The sequence below is a fragment of the Aerococcus sp. 150760013-2 genome, from assembly GCF_053627715.1.
In genome coordinates this window covers 47,237-64,094 of the sequence record NZ_JBSEYI010000008.1, presented here as the reverse complement: position 1 = coordinate 64,094, position 16,858 = coordinate 47,237, and the positions used below count along the sequence as shown (strand labels likewise).

10 protein-coding genes, 1 tRNA gene, 2 pseudogenes and 1 riboswitch are annotated in these 16,858 nt (G+C 38.8%); of the genes and pseudogenes, 1 reads left to right on the top strand and 12 read right to left on the bottom strand.

From position 1 onward, the window contains the following. From ACUW85_RS05745 to ACUW85_RS05735, 3 genes are all read right to left on the bottom strand, one after another. On the bottom strand, nucleotides 1-1,356 hold the full coding sequence (locus ACUW85_RS05745; RefSeq protein ID WP_182023569.1) for an ABC transporter ATP-binding protein: 1,356 nt from the start codon (nucleotides 1,354-1,356) through the stop codon (nucleotides 1-3). Beyond that, nucleotides 1,353-1,919, bottom strand: coding sequence for an ECF transporter S component (locus ACUW85_RS05740; protein ID WP_149256123.1), 567 nt, complete (start codon nucleotides 1,917-1,919; stop codon nucleotides 1,353-1,355). The genes ACUW85_RS05745 and ACUW85_RS05740 overlap by 4 nt, the downstream gene beginning before the upstream one ends. A 127-nt stretch (nucleotides 1,920-2,046) precedes the next feature. After that, nucleotides 2,047-2,135: riboswitch (TPP riboswitch) on the bottom strand. Nucleotides 2,136-3,012: 877 nt separating this feature from the next. Next, nucleotides 3,013-3,924, bottom strand: a complete 912-nt coding sequence (locus tag ACUW85_RS05735; protein ID WP_149315178.1) for a YsnF/AvaK domain-containing protein — start codon at nucleotides 3,922-3,924, stop codon at nucleotides 3,013-3,015. 203 nt (nucleotides 3,925-4,127) lie between these two features. Between ACUW85_RS05735 and ACUW85_RS05730 the strand changes: the two are divergent. Further along, nucleotides 4,128-4,292 (top strand): annotated as a pseudogene (locus ACUW85_RS05730) (IS5/IS1182 family transposase); the annotation flags it as partial. A 207-nt stretch (nucleotides 4,293-4,499) separates the two neighbouring features. On the opposite strand, the pseudogene ACUW85_RS05725 reads toward ACUW85_RS05730, so the two are convergent. The 9 genes and pseudogenes from ACUW85_RS05725 to ACUW85_RS05685 form a co-directional block, all read right to left on the bottom strand. Further along, a pseudogene (locus ACUW85_RS05725) lies at nucleotides 4,500-5,819 on the bottom strand (IS1380 family transposase). A gap of 285 nt (nucleotides 5,820-6,104) precedes the next feature. Continuing rightward, nucleotides 6,105-6,177, bottom strand: a tRNA-Lys gene (locus ACUW85_RS05720). 179 nt (nucleotides 6,178-6,356) lie between these two features. Next, nucleotides 6,357-8,828: a heavy metal translocating P-type ATPase gene (locus ACUW85_RS05715; RefSeq protein ID WP_182023573.1), complete on the bottom strand. Its 2,472-nt coding sequence runs from the start codon at nucleotides 8,826-8,828 to the stop codon at nucleotides 6,357-6,359. A 21-nt stretch (nucleotides 8,829-8,849) separates the two neighbouring features. Further along, nucleotides 8,850-9,062, bottom strand: a complete 213-nt coding sequence (locus ACUW85_RS05710) for a heavy-metal-associated domain-containing protein (RefSeq protein ID WP_149315180.1) — start codon at nucleotides 9,060-9,062, stop codon at nucleotides 8,850-8,852. 231 nt (nucleotides 9,063-9,293) lie between these two features. Next, nucleotides 9,294-9,482 carry a phosphoheptose isomerase family protein gene (locus tag ACUW85_RS05705; protein ID WP_182023570.1) on the bottom strand — a complete coding sequence of 63 codons (189 nt, stop codon included), beginning with the start codon at nucleotides 9,480-9,482 and terminating at the stop codon, nucleotides 9,294-9,296. Between the two features lie 89 nt (nucleotides 9,483-9,571). Beyond that, nucleotides 9,572-10,864, bottom strand: a complete 1,293-nt coding sequence (locus ACUW85_RS05700; protein WP_149256121.1) for an adenylosuccinate synthase — start codon at nucleotides 10,862-10,864, stop codon at nucleotides 9,572-9,574. Nucleotides 10,865-10,882: 18 nt separating this feature from the next. Further along, nucleotides 10,883-12,274 (bottom strand): replicative DNA helicase, encoded by a 1,392-nt coding sequence (gene dnaB, locus ACUW85_RS05695; protein WP_026465551.1) that lies wholly within the window; start codon nucleotides 12,272-12,274, stop codon nucleotides 10,883-10,885. A 118-nt stretch (nucleotides 12,275-12,392) separates the two neighbouring features. Further along, nucleotides 12,393-12,845, bottom strand: coding sequence for a 50S ribosomal protein L9 (gene rplI, locus ACUW85_RS05690; protein WP_026465550.1), 453 nt, complete (start codon nucleotides 12,843-12,845; stop codon nucleotides 12,393-12,395). 2 nt (nucleotides 12,846-12,847) lie between these two features. Continuing rightward, a complete protein-coding gene (locus ACUW85_RS05685) occupies nucleotides 12,848-14,875 on the bottom strand; it encodes a DHH family phosphoesterase (protein ID WP_149256120.1) in 2,028 nt (675 codons plus the stop codon). Nucleotides 14,876-16,858: the final 1,983 nt, after the last annotated feature.

Sequence of the window (16,858 nt, the reverse complement as noted above, 5' to 3'; positions counted from 1 at the left end):
TCAAACCTCCTTCAGCACTTGATTGGACAAGTGAATATGATGATCACTTACACTTTCCAGCGGACCAAGGCGATGAGACACAATCAAGAAATCCGTATCTCTTTTCTTGTCTTCAATCCAATCCGCAAAGTAATCACTGGCTTTCAGGTCCAAACCCGCAAAAGGCTCATCCAGCATTAAAAACTGGTGGTCTAGACTCAACAAGGCGATTAATTGCACCATCTTCTTCTGCCCCTCGCTTAAATGATATAAACTTCGGTCTAAAACGTGGCTGATATGCAAGTCTTCAAGTGCCTGCATCTGTCGGTCACGAATTTCACCAGCATCTTCATTTGGAAACCGTAACTCACTCGCTACTTCCAACGTCACAAATTGTTGGGCTGCATCTTGAACAGCCAAGGTGAGTGATTCGTATAAGCTTTTCTTGCCCCAAAACCTTGAAAGTATCCGGTCCTGAAACCGCATCTTGCCCTTGTAAGGGTGTAACTGCGCCATGGCCTTTAATAAAGTCGATTTCCCCGCCCCATTATCGCCAGTTAGGGTGGATACACCCTTTTGAAAAGTAAATTTTTCTTGGTGAAGCAAGGTTCTATCGCCTTGTTTGATAGCAATATTATCCAGGGTGAAAGCTGATTCCCTGCTAGCTTGACCACTAGTCAACAATGGAATAGGCGCTTTTTCCGGCAAGGTGGCTACATCTGCTTCAGAAAGTTGGCCGTCTCGCATGATAAAGAATCGGTTGATTAGCCCCTTATAGTCAGTCAACTCATGGTCTACCACCATAATCAACTTGCCTTGCTGTCTTAATTTCGCCAACATGTTAATCAAGAAAAGTCTAGAGGCTGGGTCAATTGATGCAAAGGGTTCGTCTAAAAAGAAAACTGGTGGATTGACTGCAATCAAGATGGCCAAGGCCGCCCGCTGCTTCTCCCCACCTGACAGGGTCATCAAGTCTTGCTCTAATAAATGTCTGATACCCAAATCGTCAACCGCTTGATTTAAGCGTACTTTGGCCTGATCATAAGGTAGACCGCAATTTTCTAAGGCAAAGAAGCATTCTCGTTCCAGGGTTCGCATGGTAAATTGTTGACCCGGATTTTGAAACATCAACCCGATTTTCTGAGCTTTTTCTGGAATAGTATAGTCTGACATCCGCTGGCCATCCATTACAACATTCCCTTGAAAACTTGCACCATTGAAGCCAGCTATGGTATGGATGAAGGTGCTTTTCCCGCTACCACTATCACCTGTCAGTAAGATAAAATCGCCTAGCTGCCAATCACAAGAAATCCTGTCTAGGATGACGGTCTCATTTTTCCGGACGGTCAAGTCACTGATTTGTACTAAGGCGCTCATTGGGCAATTCCTTTGGCTTGTACTCTGTTGAATAAGCTAACGATTTGTTTTGTTAGAAAGACACCGAAAAATGTCACTGAAATCAGACGAACTAAGAATAAAGCCACGACCAAACCAAGGCCATAAGTCGCGTAGCCAAATTTGAAGAATTCAAAGGCAAAACTAAATACCGTTGTCCCAATGGCACCATAAACTAAAGTAGTCGTATCATAGCGTTCGTATTTGGTAACAAGGAAGCCCGCTTCAGTACCCAGTCCTTGAATTAAGCCAGAAAGTAAAACACCAGCCCCAAAATATGACCCATATAGCATCTCGGCAAGGGCGGCAAAGACCTCACCTAACAAGGCACTGCCTACTTTCGGAATCAACATACCCGCCACTGGCGCCGCAATCGTCCACATACCAAATAAGATTTCATTGGCAAATGGCGTTAAACCAAACGGTGTTAATAGGGACACTAAAACGGCATATAGGACACCTGCCCCCATAAATACAGCTCCAAATAAGAAAGCTAGAAATGCTAAAAAGATGACGTCGGGCAATGCCCATTTAAATTTTTCCATCAAAAAAACCCCTTTTCCTATATTTTTAAAAATAGAGGCATAAGGGGTGAGCAAAGGCGAATTCGCTTCTTGTTTTAAACACTTTAATAAACTATCCAGACACACTTGGTCCGATAGTTTCCGTATCATAAACATTTTTACATTTCCCTTCGCCAGTATTAACTGTGTCAGGTTCAATGGGTATAATCTCAGCTTTCGGCACCCCAAATGTCACTACTATATGAATGTATCTCCGATACTAACACATCGATCTAGAAAATGAAAGTGGCAATTTATATAATGTTTTTCAATTACAACAGAAAATAGCAGTATAATGCATATAACCATGCATCATTTTTTATGATTTTCTTACTTTATTAGAAATATCAAGGAAGTAAAAGTAGCGGATATATCCGTCTATCAATTTGGATATAATAGAACTTAGATACAGTATGACGAAGGAGCGAAAGAGATTAAGAAGATTGATTTATTTCAGAGCGAACTCAATAAGACTATTCCCTTAGAGTATATTGGTCGAGTTCTGTACACCGGTGAATCATTTGGTGTAGATTCACTTACAAAAGGTCAAAAATATAATGTTGTTAGAGATGAGTTTGGCACGCTAACGATAGTAGATGCTAGCGAAGAAGATTATATTTATGATTTCAATAATCCTAGACCTTTGGATGGTTCCTCTAAAGGTGGTAACTTTACAATTGTTGATGATCCTAGAAAGCTTCTAAAAAAATTAATTTAAAATAAATACCTACTATGTTTAGAAGATGTTTATTTTACCCAAACTAAAAGCCATTAGCCTGTAAGCCATTAGCTGGGAATGATATTCACTTCGTTTGGAACGTAGATAGCATTTAAAATGTATTTAGATATGTTTTGGATTATTCATTGCTCATATTCCCATGGCGATTGTTTCATCACTGGGTGGCCGGATGGGTGCTAGATTAACGAAACATTCTGCAGAAGAAATACGTGCGTAGACCATAAAATAAAGTATTGAAATTAAAAGCTAAGAATGTTTTGGTGATGGTGCTAAAGAAACACACCCTCTCAACTTTAAGAAGTTGAAAGGGTGTGTTTCTTAATTACAGCACATTTATTAGATACGATCTGGTCTATCTGGATCTTCCAAATCGATTGTCTCATCGTCCAAAGTGGTATCTGTTCTTCGTACATTGCCACTTGATTCAATATCAATTTCTTCTCTACGAATATCTTCAGAGACATGTTCGACATCTTCTTCATGTTCTTTTTTGATTTCAATTTCTTCTGTTACAACCGTGTCTTTATCGACGACTACTTTTTCCTCATGAACTGGGATAGTGATAGATTCTGTTTCATCGTCAAAAGTTGTATCCGTTATGTCTACTTCACCATCGTGAACAGCTCTTCTTTCAATCACCACTTCTTCACGCTCGACAGGCACTTCAATTGTTTCCGTATCATGGACGGTCTTTTTCGTCACATGTACTTCACCGGTTTGGACTTCCTCTTTACCGACATGTAGACGTTCTTCTTTTAATTGAATCGTTTCGTTTTCTGTCATCTCAGTGGTGTCTTGAACTTCTCGATCCATTCCAACGGTGGTGTCCACTTCAGGTAAATCACTCTCTAATGGTGTAACATTCGTATCGGCCATTTCACTGTGTATTTCAGTATCTCCACGATAGTTACGAACAGCAATTACAGTATAACCATCTTGAATGTCTTCTCTATAAGGAGTTATAAAGTCGTCTTGTGTCGTCTCTACACCATAATCATCGTCCATTGTAAACATATCTTTTATTTCATCCCAGAATGAACGGTCTTCATCACCTCTTGTTGAGGAAACTTCATCTGCAGTTCGCATATCTACGCCCAATGTATCTTCGAATTGATTAAAATTCGCACGATTAGAATAGAGTGCAATGTCATTTCTAGCATAGCCTTCACGTTCTAATCTTTTTAATGTCACTCTTACTTCTGCCGGATCACGGTACTTACCTATAACCGTATATGAATCTCTTTCCATTTTAACTTCCTCCTCTTATCTTTTAACCAATAGAAAGTGTTAAAGCACTTCCTTCCACTATTCATATTTTAATGTAATATGAAAGCGCTGTCAATTGATAGGACTTCTAAAAAGGATATTATTAAGAGCATGCTTATAGTAATAATCCTTTTATTTATTAGCTATTTTGGATGAAATTATATCTAGCTTAATTTGATAAAAAGAAAAATAAAGACAGGAATCAGAGCATGACTTATTACTTTGATGTAGAAAAATGTAAACAATGCCCCTTACGAAACGGCTGTTACAACAACGCGAAAGAAAAAACCTATTCCATCACTTTAAAAAGTGAAGAACATCAATATCATTTGAAACAATTAAACTATTATATCACTCCTGAATAATTCATACCTCTAATTTTTGAGGCGATTTTTAGTTTTTAAGTTCTATAATTTTCGTAGTTTTTTCTATTTTACATATTGTTCGTTTTAATTTTTTAGATTCCAAACGAAATTTTGAGCTTTTCCAGTCTATAAACTGGAATTTGGACACACTTCCCCCTGGGCACAATTCAGATTTTTAAAAATGATGACTGATTAGATATATTGTCGAATCCATTGGATTCGCCTGAATGTATGATAGAACTCGGCTTGGTAAACATGGGAACTGGAAAGTTTCAAGTACAGTTGTCTCGCCGTACGGACGAGCTCCCCCGCCATTTTGAATAACCGAAGCCGGATCGTATTCACTTGGAGTCCTTTCCATTTTGAATCAAAGCAGATGGTCCGCAAGAAGTTCACCAGATTATACGCCAGTAAACTAATCATCATGCCTGCTTCGTTTTCAAGGAAGTGGGGACTGTCCGTTTTATCGAAAAAGAAGTTGTTTTTGGCTTCTTTTATATAGTTTTCCATGGTCCCTCTTTTATTGTACGTTTCAAACACTCTCTTCGCTGAGATATTTTCAGAGAAATTTGTGACAATGAAAGCGTGATTAAACAGTAACTCGTCTACCTCTCGCGTTGAACGTATGCAGACGCGCCGAGGCTTCGTCCAAGAGTTTGCTTGATAGGAAACCGAATGATAATAGACTTCTTTCTCATCCCATGGATGATTATTATCATAATATACAAATTCTTCCGCTAAGCGGTATAAGTTTCGATTGGCTTTAAGCCGGATGACGTAATGATTTTTGAAGGTATCACATAAGTCATAAATAGCTGGTGTTGCGAATCCACTGTCTCCACGGACAAAAATATCGGTGGTTGGAATGGCTTGGTTATAATGTTCCCATAATGGTTCAAGAAATCCCTTCACTCCGTTGGAGGTGTATTGATTACCTGAACGAAGTTTTGCTTTTAAAAAATCACCGGTTAGCCCATCGAAGGCGACTAAAGGATGATAGCCATTCGTTCCATAATGAGCGTTGTAGGCGGTTTGTTCTTGACTGCCGAATGTATCTGAATGAGTGGAATCCAAATCAATAATCAAGTTCGTATCGTTTCGCACCAGACGAGCTTTGTCGATTAAAGATTGATTGAGTCACTGCAATGTACTGATTGTGTCTAAGGTGACGCGATCAAAGAAACGTGAAATAGACGACAGAGAAGCCAATGGCTCGTCGGGTGAAAGTGTCTGTAAAACTGGATCATGGCGCAAAATGTTTGCAGAAGAATCCGTAGGATAACCCGCTATAATCTGAAGGATCAATTGCTTTAGAACCTTGGGGTTCGTGTGTGTCCAATATTTGCGGTTATCCTTAAATTTCACGACTTTTTCAGAGAGTTGCGTAAATTGAAGAGCATCCATCAGTTCATCAACCAGCACTAAGCCAGAATCACTCGATAATTGACCACCGTCATAAGTAACAATTAAATTATTATTGAATTTCGCTACATTTTCTTGTAAAGTAACCATTGAGAGCCCCTTTCTTTTGGTTGGTTGTAGTGAATTAACCATATCAGAAAGGGGTTCTTTTTTCATCACCCAATGGGTGATGAAGGGACTGAAACCAAAGGTTGTAAAATCATTGTTTGCTGCTATTGATGGAAAAACTATGAATCATTCAGGATATGTGTTTAGATTTTAAATTACTCAATATTTCTCAAACTTTATATAAAGTATTTTCGCTACTTTTCAAATTCAATCCAAAAAGGCGCTAAATCAATATTATCAAAACATTGATTTAGTGCCTTTTTTTAATGGACTGGCAGGGGCTCGAACCCTGGACCCACTGATTAAGAGTCAGTTGCTCTACCAACTGAGCTACCAATCCAAATGTAAATTTTATCTGCAATAGTGAAAGTTTACGCCCATTTTTGGGAAAAATCAAGGGTTTGAACTCAAAAATCGCATTTGGTTTTTTTATATAATAAAAAGACCAAGGTTCATCCTAAGATATCCCCCTGGCCCCAAAAAATAAGATGGTTATAATTTATCTATTATAATCGTCACTTAAGCTTTAGCTTTAAAGCCCTTCAATCTCAGCGCATTCAGTAATACTGAAACAGACGATAAACTCATGGCTGCACCAGCAAACATAGGACTTAATAATGGGCCACCAAATGGGTAGAGGATACCCATGGCAACTGGGATCCCAACCGTATTATAGGCGAAAGCCCAAAATAGGTTTTGCTTAATATTAGTAATGGTTGCCCGACTCAATTCAACCGCTGTTGGCACGTCCATTAAGTCGCTACGCATCAAGACAATATCCGCTGATTCAATGGCTACATCAGTCCCTGAACCAATGGCAATTCCGATATTGGCTTGGGCAAGCGCTGGCGCATCATTGATCCCGTCACCAACCATGGCCACGTGTAAGCCTTCATCTTGTAATTTCTTCACTTCATTGGCCTTGTCTTCCGGCAAGACCTCACTAAAGACCCGGTCGATGCCCACTTGCTTGGCAATCGCCTCAGCAGTCCCCTTGTTGTCACCCGTGATCATGGCCACTTCAATGCCCATTCGGTGTAATTTTTGGATAGCTGCTACAGAGTTTTCTTTGACCGTATCCGCTACTGCAATAATCCCTAATAATTGGCCGTCAATCCCAACAAACATGGGTGTTTTACCCTCAGTAGCCAATTGGTCAGCCTCAGCTCTTGCATCCGATAAATCTATATTGTGATTAGCCATTAATTTACTATTGCCTAGCAAAACGATTTGGTCATTCAAGCTAACTTGTAATCCGTGTCCAGGAATCGCTTGGAAATCTTGGCTGGCCGTTAAAGTCAACTTGCGGTCCTTGGCTTCAGCTACAATCGCTTCACCTAGTGGGTGTTCTGACCCCACTTCTGCAGACGCTGCAACTTGCAAGATATCATCCGCATCCGCGCCATTGAAAGCTTTAATATCTGTCACCACCGGTTTGCCTTCGGTAATGGTACCTGTTTTGTCAAAAACAATAGTTTGAACTTTATGGGTTTCCTCTAAGGCATCGCCACTCTTAATCAAGACGCCATTCTCAGCACCCTTACCAGTCCCCACCATAATCGCTGTTGGCGTCGCCAAACCTAAGGCACATGGACAAGCAATCACTAGAACGGAAATGGTAATTGACAAGGCAAATATCCATGATTCTTGCCCTAGGAAATACCAGGCAAGTCCAGAAATCGCTGCTAAGCCCATCACAATGGGGACGAAAATACCGGATACCTTGTCCGCTAACTTGGCTATTGGCGCTTTAGACCCTTGTGCTTCTTCAACAAGTTGGATAATTTGCGCAAGGGTTGTGTCCTTGCCGACCTTTGTGGCCTTGAATTGGAATGACCCGTTCTTGTTGATAGACGCGCCAACAACCTGGTCGCCTACCCTTTTTTCAATTGGGATACTCTCCCCAGTAATCATGGCTTCGTCAACCGCTGAGCTGCCCTCAACGATCTCGCCATCAACTGGAATTTTCTCGCCAGGGCGAACGACCAAAATATCGCCCGCCACCACCTGGTCAATTGCCACTTCAACCTCTTGACCGTTGCGCATTACTCGAGCCGTTTTCGGTGCCAAGCCCATCAATTTTTTAATGGCTTCAGACGTCTTGCCTTTAGACACAACCTCCAAATATTTCCCTAAAGTAATTAATGACAAAATAACCGCCGCTGACTCAAAGTATAAGTCAGGATGACCGTGGCCTACATGCAGCTGGCCAGATACCAATAGACCTGTCATCACAATCCCTTGAACAAGCGCTGCCCCTGTCCCAATAGCAATCAAAGAGTCCATATTGGGATGTCCTTTAAAGAGGGCTTTAAAACCCACTTTGTAGAAGTCGCGTCCCAAATAGACAACTGGTAAGGTCAGCAACAACTGGATGACCGCAAAATTCATGGCATTGGTCATTGGATTCAAGAATTCAGGTAAGGGTAAACCGCCAAAAGGTAGCATGGGACCCATGGCTATATAAAGTAAAGGCACAGTATAAATAGTAGACCACAAAAAGCGGCGCCATAAAGATTGGATATGGGCACTTTGACGATCAGCTTGACTAGGCCCTTCCTGTTCACTGGTTTCTAATTTGGCTTGGTAGCCCGTATCTTCAACTGTACGGACAATATCAGAAACATTTAAGGCCGCCTCATCAAAGGTCACTGTCATTTTTTCAGTGGCTAAATTCACATTCACCGATGAAACAGTGGCTAATTTACCTACCGATTTCTCAATCGCTTGGGCACAAGACGCGCAGGTCATCCCTTCAATTTCAAAGCTAGTCGCCGATAAATTCTTCACCGCCTTATAACCTGCATTCTCAACTGCCTGAGTGATATCAGCCTCTGAAACTTGTTTGTTATCATAAGTAACCGTTAACTTTTCAGTTGCCAAGTTCACATTCGCAGCATCCATGCCCGTTAACTTGGCGACCGATTTCTCGACCGCTTGCGCACAGGATGCGCAGGTCATGCCTTCAATTGTATAAGTATCTTTCATTATACATTCTCCTTTAGACGAAAATTATTGCGGATTGGCTGTATAGCCCGCTTCCGCAACAGCAGCCACAATGGCCACACTATCTACTACTTGATCATCAAATCGGACCGTTAAAACTTTACTTTCAACCGGTACATCCGCTGCTTCAACGCCATTTAAGCCAGTTACTTCCTTTTCAATATGCGCCTTGCAGTGGGCACACGACATATCTGGGATTAAGTAAGTTTTCGTATTCATATTAAATCGCTCCTTATTTATGTATGTGTTTTTATACTGTTTACATTTGTAATCTTAATAAACTTAATATACCTTGACTGATTACACTTGTCAACGATAAAGTCGCCATTTTTTCAATTTCCTAAAAAATGAAGGCTAAATAGCTCATATGGTGAATTCATCCTCATCAATAACTGGATTCACTATCATTGTCCATAATAGGATTATTCACTAGAATTTGTTCCCTATCCGTTACACACGACAAGGAATACCTATCCGGTTAAATCGTAGTTCTATTTCCTTTGCAATTAGACCTGAATGACCAATTCCATAAATATAGATGACTTTGTATTCAGTAATGTCCTGACTAATCTGGTTTAAACTACCGTCTTGTGTTAATTCAGAGGCCTTTTTTAATAACGTACTATAGTCCGTTAACACACTAGAAATCCCAATATTCATTTCTTGAATCAAAAAAAGCAGGACTATCGAAGTCCCGCTTATAAATATCTTATAAATCTTGTATCTAATTAGCTATTCCAAATATCTTCTAAAATGTTTGTTTGCGTACGGTCTGGACCTACAGAGAATGTTGCGATGTTCACGCCAACTAATTCCGATACACGTTCAACGTATTGGCGTGCATTTGCTGGTAATTCTTCTAAAGTCTTACAAGCAGTAATATCTTCAGACCAACCTGGTAACTCTTCATAAACTGGTGTACATTCAGCTAATTGTTGCAGACTAGCTGGATAATGTTCAATACGTGTACCATCTGCTGTTTCATAGGCTACGCAAATTTTTACTGTTTCTAATCCTGACAATACATCAATTGAATTCAATGATAAATCAGTTAATCCAGAAATACGTTTAGAATGACGCATTACAACAGAGTCGAACCAACCCACACGACGCGGACGGCCTGTAGTTGTTCCGTATTCACGACCAACTTCTCTAATTTGATCTCCTACTGCATCAAACAATTCAGTTGGGAAGGCACCTTCACCAACACGAGAAGTATATGCTTTAGCAACCCCTACTACTTTATTAAAGCGGGTTGGACCTACACCAGTACCTACTGTTGCACCTCCAGAAACTGGGTTAGATGAAGTCACGTAAGGATATGTTCCTTGGTCAATATCCAACATGTTTCCTTGAGCACCTTCAAATAAGACATTTTCGCCACGGTCTAAGAAGTCATTAATAATCACTGAAGTGTCCGCAACATAGCCTTTGATTTCTTGGCCATAAGCGTAGTATTCTTCATAAACTTCTTCAAAGTTCAAGGCTTGACCACCATAGATTTTCGTAATGATTTGGTTATTGAATTCTAGATTCGCCTTTAGCTTAGCAGCGAAAGTATCTTTTTCCAATAAGTCACACACACGAATACCGCTACGGCTAGCTTTGTCAGTATAAGCTGGGCCAATACCTTTAATTGTTGTACCAATTTTGTCGTCGCCCTTAGCTTCTTCTTGAAGACGGTCCAACTCAATATGATAAGGTAAAATCACATGGGCACGGTCTGAAATACGCAAGCCGCTCACATCAATGCCATGGTCCTTTAGGTAGTTCAATTCTTTAATCAATGCTTTCGGATTTACAACAACGCCGTTTCCGATGACAGATAACTTCTCAGATGAAAAGATACCTGATGGAATTAAGTGTAATGCGTACTTTGTGCCGTCAAATTGAATCGTGTGACCTGCGTTGTCCCCACCTTGGTAACGTACGATCACAGATGCATCTTTCGCTAGAAAATCGGTAATTTTACCTTTACCTTCGTCTCCCCACTGTGTACCTACTACGACAATCCCTGACATAAATGATTTTCCTCTCTGTTATGCAAACATTTCATCATCAGTTCTAAAGCTCACTGATGAAAATTTGTTAAATTCTTTTGTAAAAATAAGTTTTACTGTTCCACGCGCACCGGACCGGTTTTTCTCGATAATAACCTCTACGATATTATCTTCCAATCTCGGTTCGCCACCACCATCATCTTCTTCGCCCTCGCCACGTTCGTAATAATCATCACGATATAGGAAGGCAACGATATCCGCATCCTGCTCGATTGATCCCGACTCACGAATGTCAGAAAGAACGGGACGTTTATCCTGTCGCTGTTCCACACCACGTGATAACTGAGATAACGCGATTACAGGCACGTGTAATTCTTTGGCAATTTTCTTTAATTGTCGCGAAATATCAGACACTTCTTGTTGTCTGTTTTCATTTCGTTTACCAGACCCTTCAATTAATTGAAGGTAGTCTATCACAATTAAGTCCAGCCGCCCACGCTCTTTAAGTAGGCGTCTACTCTTAGAACGAATTTCGGTTACTCTGATACCTGGTGTATCATCGATATAAATATCTGCTTCCGATAGCGCCCCTGAAGCAACGATCAAATCTGACCATTCATCTTCTGTTAACTGTCCAGTCCTTAAATGACCAGCATTTATACTACCTTCCGCACAAATCATACGATTTACCAGAGAACCAGCCCCCATCTCCAAAGAAAAGACCGCGACAACACCATCTTGCTTAGTAGCCACATTCTGTGCGATATTCAAAGCAAAGGCTGTCTTACCAACGGCTGGACGTGCTGCCAGAATAATCAACTCTTCTGGTTGCAGCCCGGCTGTCATCGCATCTAGATCAGGATAACCAGTTGGAATCCCTGTTACGTCCTGACCATTTTTAGATAAATCATCTAAATTTTGCATAGACTCGAACACGACATCTCGAATATGGATAAACCCATTTCGATTTCGATTCTCTGCTACATTTAAAATAGACTTCTCAGCCTCATCTAAAATGACAGATACTGACTCTTCTTGCTCAAAACTCTCGCGGGCAATCTTATTAGAAGCTTGAATCAGCTTTCTCAATAAAGATTTCTCTTCAACTATGCGGGCATAGTATTCCGCATTCGCTGCAGTCGGCGTATCATTTGCCAATTGGAAAATGTACTCATAGCCACCAACATTTTCAAGCATATGCATGTTATTTAATTTTTGTTGAACCGTTAACGCATCAATTGCCTCATCATCCCGGTTCAGTTCTTCCATCGCTTCAAAAATAAGTTGGTTTGCACGACTATAAAAATCATCGGCAGAAACATACTCCAGCACTGAAATGAACACATCGGAATCAAGTAAGATGGCACCGAGCACAGCTTGCTCAGCCTCTATACTTTGAGGCGGTGTTGTATGATCTAAATTCTCTGCCAAGTCAGCACCTCCATCACCTAACTATTATACTAAAAAACATAAGCACATTGATATAAAAATTGAATAAAATAGGAGGCCAGGAATACATCCTAGCCTCCAATATATAGATAGACTAGCCCTATTCTTCGACGATATGTACGCGAATAGTAGCTTCAACCTCATGATGTAATTTTACAGGTACATTTGTGTAACCAAATGAACGGATTGGTTCGTCCAAGTCCATTTTACGTTTATCTAATTTAATACCGTATTGTTTCAACATACCAGTAGCAATTTGTTTAGATGGGACTGAACCAAACAAACGGCCGTCTTCTCCACCCTTAGCTTTAATCGTTACGACTGTTTTCTCGTCTTCGATTTTAGCTTTTAAGTCTTTTGCTTCTTGTAATTCTTCTTGCGCTTGTTTCTCGTTGGCTTTTTCTTTACCACGTTGCGCAGAAACAGCACTTGATGTAGCTTCTTTGGCTAAACCCTTTTTCAATAAGAAGTTTTGTGCATAGCCATTAGGGACTTCTTTTACTTGACCCTTTTTACCTTGATTTTTAACATCTTGTAGAAAAATAACCTTCATGATTATTCATCCTCCTCATCTTTATCCATAATAACAGATTTTAACATTTCTACTGCTTCAGAGACAGTCACACCTGAAATTTGTGTAGCAGCATTCGATAAATGACCACCGCCACCTAACTCTTCCATTGTACGTTGAACATTAATCGTTCCAAGACTACGTGCAGAAATACCCACACGACCGTCTTCTCTTAAATAAACCACAAAAGAAGCATCCACGTTACGCATAGATAGCAAAGTATCCGCTGCTTGGGCAGCCGTAACTGAGTCATAGACATCCTTATCTCCACCACTAGCAATACCCAGATTGCCAGAAATCAATTCCACATTTTCAATTAATTGATTACGTTTAATATAGTCCGTTAAGTCCTCTTTCAGTAGGTTTTGAATCATAAATGAATCAGCACCTACAGATTTTAAGTAACTAGCCGCATCAAAGGTTCTTGACCCTGTACGTAGAGAGAAATTACGTGTATCCACAATCATACCCGCTAACATAGCAGTTGCTTCAATTCGTTTGATTGGTTCACTTTCTTGATTTTGATACTCGAAGAACTCTGTAATTAACTCACTTGCAGAAGAAGCATAAGGCTCAATATATTCTAACAATACATTATCCGGCACTTCTTCCCCCTTACGGTGGTGGTCAATAATAATAACAGGTCTATTCGGTGTAATCAAGTCTGGTGCAATGGTAATTGACGGACGATGCACGTCCACCAAGAATAATAGTGAATCCTGTGCCATCAACTCTTCTGCTTGTTCAGGCGAGATAATTGATTCCGCAATTGATTCATCCTTACGTAACTCCACCAATAAACGTTCAATATCATCATTAATACGACTTTCATCAATAATCACATAACAAATTTGGTTATTCATTTGAGCAATACGACGAATACCCAAGCAAGCACCAACAGCATCCATATCTGGGTAATCATGCCCCATAACGAATACTGAAGACGTGTTTTGAATCATTGTTGAAATAGTATTGGCGATTTGACGTGAACGTACACGTGTACGTTTTTCCATGGGGTTTGTCTTACCACCATAATAACGCGCTTTTTGATTTTTAGTACGGACAACGACTTGGTCACCACCACGACTTTGCGCAAGATCTAAGTTAGACTGTCCTTGTTCAGAAATATCATCCACATCAATAACGTCATCTTTCTCCTGGTATGAAATCCCCATAGAAATCGTTAATGGTGTATTGGCCTTTGATGTTTTCTCACGAAGGCTGTCAACGACCCCAAACTTGTTCTCTTCCATTCGAGACAACTGGCCATAGGTTGATACCAGCAAGAAATGGTCATCATCCAAACGTTTAATATAAGAATCATAGTTCTTAGCCCACTTAGATAAATCACTCGTTACCAAGTTGTCAATCATAGATTTTCTTCTATCATTCATTGAAGATACCGTTTCATCATAATTATCGATCACAATATGACCAATTACAATACGGCCAAGGTCAGCATTCTTAGCAATAATGCCGTACTTGGTTGCATCAATAAAGTACATAGCATGCTCATCTCTTAAATAAGTTACCTCGAAATGCGCATTCTTCCACTGGAATCGTTTAGCTTTCAGTGACGGGTCTTCACGGAATTCCTTGTACAATTCAAAAATTTCTTCATCTAAATCATTAATATCTAATCCAATGATTTCCTTCTGGTAGAAGTACTTTTGTAAAAAGGGGTTTACCCATTCAATTGTTGGGTCATCTTCATCGAAGACAATAATACCAATAGGCATCTTCAATAGAATTTCACTTTGTACAGATTTAATCTGGTTACCTAATCCTAAGATATATTCACTCAAGGCGGTTAACATCTGGACCAAAGCAAAACCAAGTAAACCTATTACAACAACAATCAAACCAACAATTACAAAACCCATTTGTATACTAACTGTTGCACTAATACCAATCACGATAATTAATAATAATAGCGCAATAATAAGTGGCCATATAATTGCCGACTTCAATAAGAAAGAAGGAATTTTAGACTGCCAATTCTCTCTTTTCATAATAATCTCCTCTAGGTCAAAATTCGACACTTTAACATATACCATTTTAACACAATCTTAAAAAACAATCATTTTTATACAATTTAAGATTTTATCGAACAAATGTTCTTATTAGATTGTTTCACGTGAAACAATCTAATAGTATCTAATCGTAATGGGACTGTTGATTTCTAGACATAAAACGTATATCTATTGTAAAAATAATTAAAACCTTATTATTATATAAGCATTTTAAAAAATAGATAAGCTCCTACAGTTGCTATAGCCTTATCTTTGCCTTTGGGAAGGAAATATAAATATTTTTAAACGTTTTTAAGTAAGCAGAAAATAGATATAGGATTCTTTAAATCGGTATCGTTCATTTCTTATCAAAAATATCAAAGTCAAAAACTTCTTTAAGAAATATCTGATATCAATGTTTCACGTGAAACATTCGTATTAATGATAGCGGGTCTTCAAGATTACAAGTTTTATAAAGTGTATACTCTCCGATACAGGAATATTCCCACAGTCCACTCACTAACAAATGCTTCTAACGAAGTCATATTTCATTCTATCAATTAACCTTTGTATTAATCTTATCCATCTAGCAAGTTAATCCTAAAAGCAACTGATTATTAAACAGGCCTATCAATATCAATATCCACTAGAAGCTATTTATTCACCGTACCTCAAATTGATGAATGAAAGCAATTATCCAATAGCTAGCTGCTAGCTACAATTAGAATGGATTTTGTCCAAAATTTCTTTTTATCATTACTAGCTCTATACCAACTATGATTTTTATTAGGATAAGAATGGATACAACTTCCGTAAATCTCTGATTGATAATCCCAAGAATTTTGCCGATAGCTTAATTAGTACCGTCGTAATTGTTTAATCATTAGTCACATATCTTTATATGATAACCACCGATACAATGAACTAGCTATGATTAACTAACAGCCTTAATGACAATAGAATGGAATGCTACATTACCTCTCTCCTTACCACGAGTCGATATTGAAAATAAGTCGACAATTAATAATGTTTCACGTGAAACATCATCGAAGATCAAATTGACTTCCGGTTTATTGGAGTTATGAAGTAGCTCCTGTATAATCTTAAATCAGCAGAACTCATACGGTTAGTCTTATCTATATTAATTAGAAATTTAACTTACCACCTATTGAATAGCTACAAATACATCAATACATCAATACATCAATACATCAATACATCAATACATCAATACATCAATACATCAATACATCAATACATCAATACATCAATACATCACATTATCTACTACACTTAGACTTTAAGGGAGTTTTTTGGTTTACTGCTATAAAATATTTTAGTGTAAGTCATATCATAGTGAGTGCACAGTGTGCTAAAAATAAATATTTATGTCACGGAAAACTCAATATACGCCATTAAAATCTCTTACCACTAGTATTTTGCCTTTACCTGCAACATATAAATCCTATTAATCTTACAACCTTCTATTTACACCAGAGTAATACTAACCGGGTCTTCTTTTATGGAGAGGTTTGTTTCACGTGAAACATAATTAATCACGCTTTTTTTCTATGTTTATAAAAAATTTTTTTTGTAAAAGAAAGAAAGTAAAAAATTTTTTATCAATGTAAGTTAGTAACTAAGACATCCATCTATATAGCAGCAACCATGAGCGGCTAATAATTATTCCTAATATATCGAATGTTATCCAAATGTGGCGGGTGTCTATTGCTTTTCTCTCTTTAAATATTGATTTGGAAAGATCACCCAGAGTTAATCAGATTGTATAAGGGTTTTATAAACCTTAGGCATTTAACAGTTAACACACATAGAGGGATTTTTGAACGTTTCACGTGAAACATTTCTCTATATTTATGAAAAATCCTAATTAAAGGTGTCAGCATCTAAAAAAACATAAGTCATTCTATAATCACAGAAACTTTTGTAACTAATTGTAGTAAAGCATCGATTTTACTTTTAACA

What these genes read in the sequence shown, in the direction of transcription:
- ACUW85_RS05685 (WP_149256120.1), bottom strand. Translation starts at nt 14,875, where the DNA reads ATGAAAAGAGAGAATTGGCAGTCTAAAATTCCTTCTTTCTTATTGAAG.
- ACUW85_RS05740 (WP_149256123.1), bottom strand. Translation starts at nt 1,919, where the DNA reads ATGGAAAAATTTAAATGGGCATTGCCCGACGTCATCTTTTTAGCATTT.
- ACUW85_RS05710 (WP_149315180.1), bottom strand. Translation starts at nt 9,062, where the DNA reads ATGAATACGAAAACTTACTTAATCCCAGATATGTCGTGTGCCCACTGC.
- ACUW85_RS05735 (WP_149315178.1), bottom strand. Translation starts at nt 3,924, where the DNA reads ATGGAAAGAGATTCATATACGGTTATAGGTAAGTACCGTGATCCGGCA.
- ACUW85_RS05700 (WP_149256121.1), bottom strand. Translation starts at nt 10,864, where the DNA reads ATGTCAGGGATTGTCGTAGTAGGTACACAGTGGGGAGACGAAGGTAAA.
- ACUW85_RS05745 (WP_182023569.1), bottom strand. Translation starts at nt 1,356, where the DNA reads ATGAGCGCCTTAGTACAAATCAGTGACTTGACCGTCCGGAAAAATGAG.
- rplI (WP_026465550.1), bottom strand. Translation starts at nt 12,845, where the DNA reads ATGAAGGTTATTTTTCTACAAGATGTTAAAAATCAAGGTAAAAAGGGT.